This is a genomic window from Streptomyces sp. NPDC057307, from assembly GCF_042667665.1.
Taxonomy (GTDB): Bacteria; Actinomycetota; Actinomycetes; order Streptomycetales; family Streptomycetaceae; genus Streptomyces.
The window spans coordinates 1-6,657 of the sequence record NZ_JBHUZM010000233.1 but is presented as its reverse complement, the minus strand read 5'-3'; the positions used below and the strand labels follow the sequence as shown (position 1 = coordinate 6,657).

Annotated in this window: 3 protein-coding genes; 2 read left to right on the top strand and 1 reads right to left on the bottom strand. The window is 69.8% G+C overall.

The annotated features are described in order from the left end of the window. Positions 1-114: 114 nt before the first annotated feature. Positions 115-1,524, bottom strand: coding sequence for a hypothetical protein (locus ACFUN8_RS36485; protein WP_383647502.1), 1,410 nt, complete (start codon positions 1,522-1,524; stop codon positions 115-117). 306 nt (positions 1,525-1,830) lie between these two features. Between ACFUN8_RS36485 and ACFUN8_RS36480 the strand changes: the two genes are divergently transcribed. After that, the gene (locus ACFUN8_RS36480; protein ID WP_383647499.1) at positions 1,831-4,413 is read left to right on the top strand and encodes a SulP family inorganic anion transporter; all 2,583 of its coding nucleotides are present in this window, start codon (positions 1,831-1,833) and stop codon (positions 4,411-4,413) included. A gap of 260 nt (positions 4,414-4,673) precedes the next feature. Next, entirely contained in the window at positions 4,674-6,632 is a 1,959-nt protein-coding gene (gene acs, locus ACFUN8_RS36475; RefSeq protein ID WP_383647497.1) for an acetate--CoA ligase, read from the top strand. Positions 6,633-6,657 lie beyond the last annotated feature (25 nt).

The following is a 6,657-nucleotide window of genomic DNA, read 5'->3' as shown; positions in this document are numbered from 1 at the left end:
GTCGTCGGCTGCGCCTGTGGTTAATACGCGACTGGGGCTCGGGGCGCCACAGGGTCGTGCCGCCCGTACCACCGCGCTCACCGCTCGCACCGCCCGTACCCCCGAGCGCTCGACTCAGTTCGCGGCCGGGTCCCCTTCAGGGCCCGAGCCGGAGCCCGAGCCGGGGCCGGAATCAGGGCCGGACGAATCCGCGCCCGCGTCCGTTCCGTCGGCAGCCGCGGAGGCCGGGCCCGCATCCGCCGAACCCGGGCCCGCGTCCGCGGGAGCCGCCGGTGAGGCCGGGGCCGTCGGCGGCTTGGGGGCCGTCAGATACGACTGCCAGCCGGTCGCGGGCTTCTGGCCGACGCCCAGCTCCCGCAGCCTTTCGAGCGTCTGCGGGTCCTGCGCGTCCAGCCAGTCGGCGAGTTCCTTGAACGTCACGCACCGCACGCCGTCCTTCACACAGACGGTCTTGATCGTCTCCTCGACGGCACGCATGTACGTGCCGCCGTTCCACGACTCGAAGTGGTTGCCGATGATCAGCGGCGCGCGGTTGCCGTCGTAGGCGCGGCCGAAGGCCTGGAGCAGACCGTCGCGCATCTGGTTGCCCCAGTACTCGTGCTGGGACGGGTCGCCGTTGACCGTCTTCGACTGGTTGAACATGAAGTTGTAGTCCATCGAGAGCGTCTCGAACTTCCGGCCGGGCACCGGGACGAGCTGCAGCGGGATGTCCCACATGCCCTCGGTCTTCTTCGGCCAGACCTGGTTGCCGACACCGCTGGAGTCGTAGCGGAAGCCCATCGTCCGCGCCGCCCGCATCATGTTCTTCTGCCCTTCCAGGCAGGGGGTGCGGGCGCCGACGAGTTCCTTCTCGTAGTCGAAGGGCAGCGGAGCCTCGGCCGTCAGGCCGGTGTTGCTCTTCCAGTTCTTGACGAAGGCCTTGGCCTGGCTGATCTCGCTCTTCCACTCCTCGACGGACCAGTTGCCGACGCCGCCGTCCGCGCCGCAGAAGTGCCCGTTGAAGTGGGTGCCGATCTCGTTGCCGTCCTGCCAGGCGGCGCGTAGCTCGCGCAGGGTGTTCTTGATCCCCTCGGCGTCGTTGAAGCCGATGTCCGAGCGGCCGGCGGCGTGTTGGGGCGGGCTGTACTGCTTGGACTTGTCCTCCGGCAGCAGATAGACACCGCTGAGGAAGTACGTCATCTTCGCGTCGTACTTCTTGCCCACGTCGCGGAAGTGGGAGAAGAGCTTCTGACTGTCCTCACCGGCGCCGTCCCAGGAGAACACCACGAACTGCGGCGGCTTCTGACCGGGCTTCAGACGCTCCGGCTTGAGAACGCCGGGCTGGGCGCCGGTGTACGCCGTGGAGCCGTCGCCGATGAGCCGCACCGCGCTCTTGGCCGGCCCCTTCTTCGCCCCGTGGGCGCCGTCCTCGGCCTTGGTCCCGTCCTTCGGTTCCGGTGAACCGGACCCGGAACATCCGGCGAGCCCCACGGCCAGCGCCGTCACGGCTACGCCGCAGGCGATCCTCTTTCTGGCGGCCAGCATCCGCCCACCTCTTCCCTCAGGTTCTGTGCGTTGAAGCGCCGGAACGCCGAAAAACGCCGAGCACGGCGCCGAGCGCCGACAACGTCGCACTGGGACCCGAGGGGAACCGGTATGACAAGCCGGACAAAATGACTAATCACCGTCGCGGGTGAAAGCTTGCCCCATTTGCCCGGAAAGTCATGCCACAATCTTTACTCTCCATTACGATCCATTTACTGAGCGTTGATAAATCCCGCCGCTGCACGCCGTGACTCACGGCCGCGTCACCTGTTCCGCGACCGCGCCGCCCCGGAGGAGACGGGAAAAATGTCTGCCTACGTCCCCACCCGCGAAGACCCGCCCGACCGCCCCGACCAGACCGGCCAGACCGATCAGCCAGACCGGACCGACCGGACCGACCGGACCAAGCAGCTCGACCAGCCCGACCGTGCGCGGGGCCCACGTAGCCCGCGGAGCCGGCGGAGCCCGCACAGTCCGCCGCCCGGCCGGTGGCGAGGGTTCCGGATCGCCGGGGCGGACTTCTCCGCCTCCATCTCGGTCTTCCTGATCGCTCTGCCGCTCTCCCTCGGTATCGCGCTCGCCACCGGCGCGCCCCTCCAGGCCGGTCTCGTCGCCGCGGCCGTGGGCGGTCTCGTCGCCGGCCGCCTCGGCGGCGCTCCGCTCCAGGTCAGTGGCCCGGCGGCCGGTCTGACGGTCGTCACGGCGGATCTGATCCAGCGGTACGGCTGGCGCACCACCTGCGCCATCACGGTGCTCGCGGGTCTCGCCCAACTCGGCCTCGCCGCACTGCGCGTCGCCCGCTCGGCGCTGGCCGTGAGTCCGGCGATCGTGCACGGCATGCTGGGCGGTATCGGTGTCACGATCGCGCTCGCCCAGCTGCACATCGTCCTCGGCGGGACCCCGCAGAGCTCCGCCGTCGCCAACGTCCAGGGCTTGCCGGCCCAGTTGGCCGGCCTGCACCCCGCCGCGGTCTCCGTGAGCGCGCTGACCGTGGTCGTTCTGCTCGCCTGGCCGCGCATTCCGGGGCGTACGGGCCGGATCGTACGGAAGGTGCCCGCCGCCCTCGCGGCGGTGGCGGTGGCGACCGCCGCGGCCGCCCTCGTGGGGCTGCGCCTCGACCGCGTCGACCTGCCCTCCTGGAGCAGCCATGTGCTTCCCGAGCTGCCTCAGGGGCCGGTGCTGGGGCTGATCGCCGCCGTCCTCACCATCACCCTCGTCGGCAGCGTCGAGTCACTGCTGTCCGCGGTCGCCGTCGACAAGTTGGTGGCCGCCCGCAAGGACCCGGACATCCAGATCCCGCGTGCCCGGCTCGACCGGGAGCTGGCCGGACAGGGCGCTGCGAACGTCGTCTCCGGCGCCCTCGGCGGACTGCCGATCACCGGGGTCGCCGTCCGCAGCGCGGCCAATGTGGCGGCGGGCGCCATCAGTCGGAACTCGACCATGCTGCACGGGCTGTGGGTCACCGTCGCCGCGCTCTTCTTGGTGTCCCTGCTCGACCTGATCCCGCTGGCCGCGCTCGCCGCGCTGGTCATGGTCATCGGCGTCCAGATGGTCAGCATCACGCATATGCGCACCGTGCGGCGCAATCGCGAACTGCTCGTCTACGTAGGGACGCTGACCGGTGTGGTGTTCACCGGCGTCCTGGAGGGGGTCGCGATCGGGATCGCGCTGGCGGTCGCCGTCGCGCTGCACCGGCTCACCCGGACCCGGATCACGCTGGAGGAACAGGAGGGCGCTCACCGGCTGCGCGCGCGGGGCGAGTTGACGTTCCTGGCCGTTCCACGGCTGAGCCGTCTGCTGCACCAGGTGCCGCAAGGAAGCGACTGCGTGGTCGAGTTGGACGGGTCGTTCATGGACCACGCGGCGTACGAGGCGCTGCACGACTGGCAGGTCGCGCATCTGTCCCAGGGCGGCACGGTCGAGTTCACCGGCAGATCCGGGGACCGTATCGCCGAGCCAGCCGAGCCGGTGACGCAGTCGAGCACCTGCTGCCGGCCGTGGACACCGTGGCGCAATCACCACTGCGGCGATCCGGTGGAGCAACCGCAGACGCCGGGACGGAAGACGGATGAGGTACGGGTTTCGAGCCGGGTCCAGGCCGGCGGCCAACTCGCCAGTGGGCTCAGCTCGTTCCAGCGCAATACGGCTCCGTTCGTACGGGGCGAGCTGGCGCGGCTGGCGCGCGAGGGCCAGCAGCCCTCCCAGCTCTTTCTCACCTGCGCCGACTCGCGTCTGGTGACGAGCATGATCACGGCGAGCGGCCCCGGCGATCTGTTCACCGTCCGCAATGTCGGCAATCTGGTTCCCCTTCCGGGGGAGAAGGGCGCGGAGGGTCAGGACGACTCGGTGGCGGCGGCGATCGAGTACGCGGTCGATGTGCTGCGGGTCGAGTCCATCACCGTCTGCGGGCACTCCGGCTGCGGCGCGATGCAGGCCCTCCTCAACGCCCCGGCCAACGCACCCGCCGACTCACCCCCCACCGCACCCCCAGGCGCACCCACCACCCCCACCGCACAGGAAGCCCCCGCGCCGTCCTCCCCCCTCACCCGCTGGCTCCGGCACGGCCTGCCCAGCCTGGAGCGGATGAGGAGCCGCGACCACGCCTGGGCCCGGATCTCCGGGCGACTGCCCACCGACGCGGTCGAGCAGCTCTGTCTGACCAATGTCGTCCAGCAGTTGGAGCATCTGCGCGCCCACACGGCGGTGGCCCGGGGGCTGGCCGAGGGAAGGCTCGAACTGCACGGCATGTACTTCCATGTCGGCGAGGCGCAGGCGTATCTGCTCGCGGCCGACGGACAGCCCGACGAGCTGCCCGAGGGGCAGTCCGACAGCACCGACAAGGTGTTCAACCGGGTCGCCCCGACCGCTTTCCAGGAGTCGCGCGCCTGAACCGGCGGCCCGCCGCATCCGTGAGAATGTGTGGCCCCGTTCCCCACCACAGCCGGGGAACGGGGCCACTTACTCGTACGCCGACCCATAACTCCACTCGTCAGTCCGGCCGCATAGGTCTAAACCAATTTCCTGAAGACCCTTGTCACCCGGGCATCTGCCTGATGAGCTAGGCCCGGGGACACATAGGACGCCCTGGGAAAGGGAGATGTCGTGAGCAACGAAAGCCTGGCCAACCTGCTCAAGGAGGAGACGGGAGTATGAGCGAGAACTCTTCCCTCTCCAACCTGCTCAAGGAAGAGCGGCGGTTCGCGCCACCGGCCGAGCTGGCCGCGAACGCCAACGTGACAGCGGAGGCGTATGAGCAGGCCGCGGCGGACAGGCTTGGCTTCTGGGCCGAGCAGGCCCGGCGGCTCACCTGGGCCACCGAACCGACCGAGACCCTCGACTGGTCGAACCCGCCCTTCGCGAAGTGGTTCGCGGACGGCAAGCTGAACGTCGCGTACAACTGCGTGGACCGCCACGTCGAGGCGGGCAACGGCGACCGGGTCGCCATCCACTTCGAGGGCGAGCCGGGTGACAGCCGTTCCATCACCTACGCCGAGCTGAAGGACGAGGTCTCCCGGGCCGCGAACGCGCTCGCCGAGCTGGGCGTGGCCAAGGGCGACCGTGTCGCCATCTACATGCCGATGATCCCCGAGACGGCCGTGGCGATGCTGGCGTGCGCCCGCATCGGCGCCGCGCACTCCGTGGTCTTCGGCGGCTTCTCGGCCGACGCCGTGGCCTCCCGTATCCAGGACGCCGACGCCAAGCTCGTCATCACCTCGGACGGCGGCTACCGGCGCGGCAAGCCGAGCGCGCTCAAGCCCGCGATCGACGACGCCGTCGCCCGGTGTCCGCAGGTCGAGCACGTCCTGGTGGTACGCCGCACCGGCCAGGACACCGCCTTCAGCGAGGGCCGGGACGTGTGGTGGCACGACATCGTCGACCGCCAGTCCACGGAGCACACGCCGGAGGCGTTCGACGCCGAGCACCCGCTCTTCATCCTGTACACGTCCGGCACGACGGGTAAGCCCAAGGGCATCCTGCACACGTCGGGCGGCTACCTCACCCAGGTGGCGTACACGCATCACGCGGTCTTCGATCTCAAGCCGGAGACGGACGTCTACTGGTGCACGGCCGACGTCGGCTGGGTGACCGGCCACTCGTACATCGTGTACGGGCCGCTGGCCAACGGCGCGACGCAGGTCATGTACGAGGGCACGCCCGACACCCCGCACCAGGGGCGCTTCTGGGAGATCGTCCAGAAGTACGGCGTGACGATCCTCTACACGGCGCCGACCGCGATCCGCACGTTCATGAAGTGGGGGGACGACATCCCCGCCAAGTTCGATCTGACGTCGCTGCGCGTCCTGGGCTCGGTCGGTGAACCGATCAACCCTGAGGCGTGGATCTGGTATCGGCAGAACATCGGCGCGGGCAAGACCCCGGTCGTGGACACCTGGTGGCAGACCGAGACCGGCGGCATGATGATCTCCCCGCTGCCCGGCGTCACCGCCGCCAAGCCGGGCTCCGCGCAGCGCGCGCTCCCCGGCATCTCGGCGACCGTCGTGGACGACGACGCCAACGAGGTGCCGAACGGCGGCGGCGGATATCTCGTCCTCACCGAGCCGTGGCCGGCGATGCTCCGCACCATCTGGGGCGACGACCAGCGGTTCATCGACACCTACTGGTCGCGTTTCGAGGGCAAGTACTTCGCGGGCGACGGTGCCAAGAAGGACGACGACGGCGACATCTGGCTGCTGGGCCGGGTCGACGACGTGATGCTGGTGTCGGGCCACAACATCTCCACCACGGAGGTCGAGTCGGCGCTCGTCTCGCACCCGAAGGTCGCCGAGGCGGCCGTCGTCGGCGCCACGGACGAGACGACCGGTCAGGCGATCGTCGCCTTCGTCATCCTGCGCGGTACGGCGTCGGTGGACGACGGTCTGGTGGCCGAGTTGCGCAACCACGTCAGCACGGCGCTGGGGCCGATCGCCAAGCCGAAGCGGATCCTGCCGGTGGCCGAGCTGCCGAAGACCCGGTCGGGCAAGATCATGCGGCGGCTGCTGCGCGATGTCGCGGAGAACCGTCAGCTCGGTGACGTCACGACGCTCACCGACTCCTCGGTGATGGAGCTGATCCAGACGCAGCTCCCGAGCGCGACCAGCGAGGACTGAGCACCCCCACCGTGTGGTGGGAGCC

What these genes read in the sequence shown, in the direction of transcription:
- ACFUN8_RS36480 (WP_383647499.1), top strand. Translation starts at nt 1,831, where the DNA reads ATGTCTGCCTACGTCCCCACCCGCGAAGACCCGCCCGACCGCCCCGAC.
- acs (WP_383647497.1), top strand. Translation starts at nt 4,674, where the DNA reads ATGAGCGAGAACTCTTCCCTCTCCAACCTGCTCAAGGAAGAGCGGCGG.
- ACFUN8_RS36485 (WP_383647502.1), bottom strand. Translation starts at nt 1,524, where the DNA reads ATGCTGGCCGCCAGAAAGAGGATCGCCTGCGGCGTAGCCGTGACGGCG.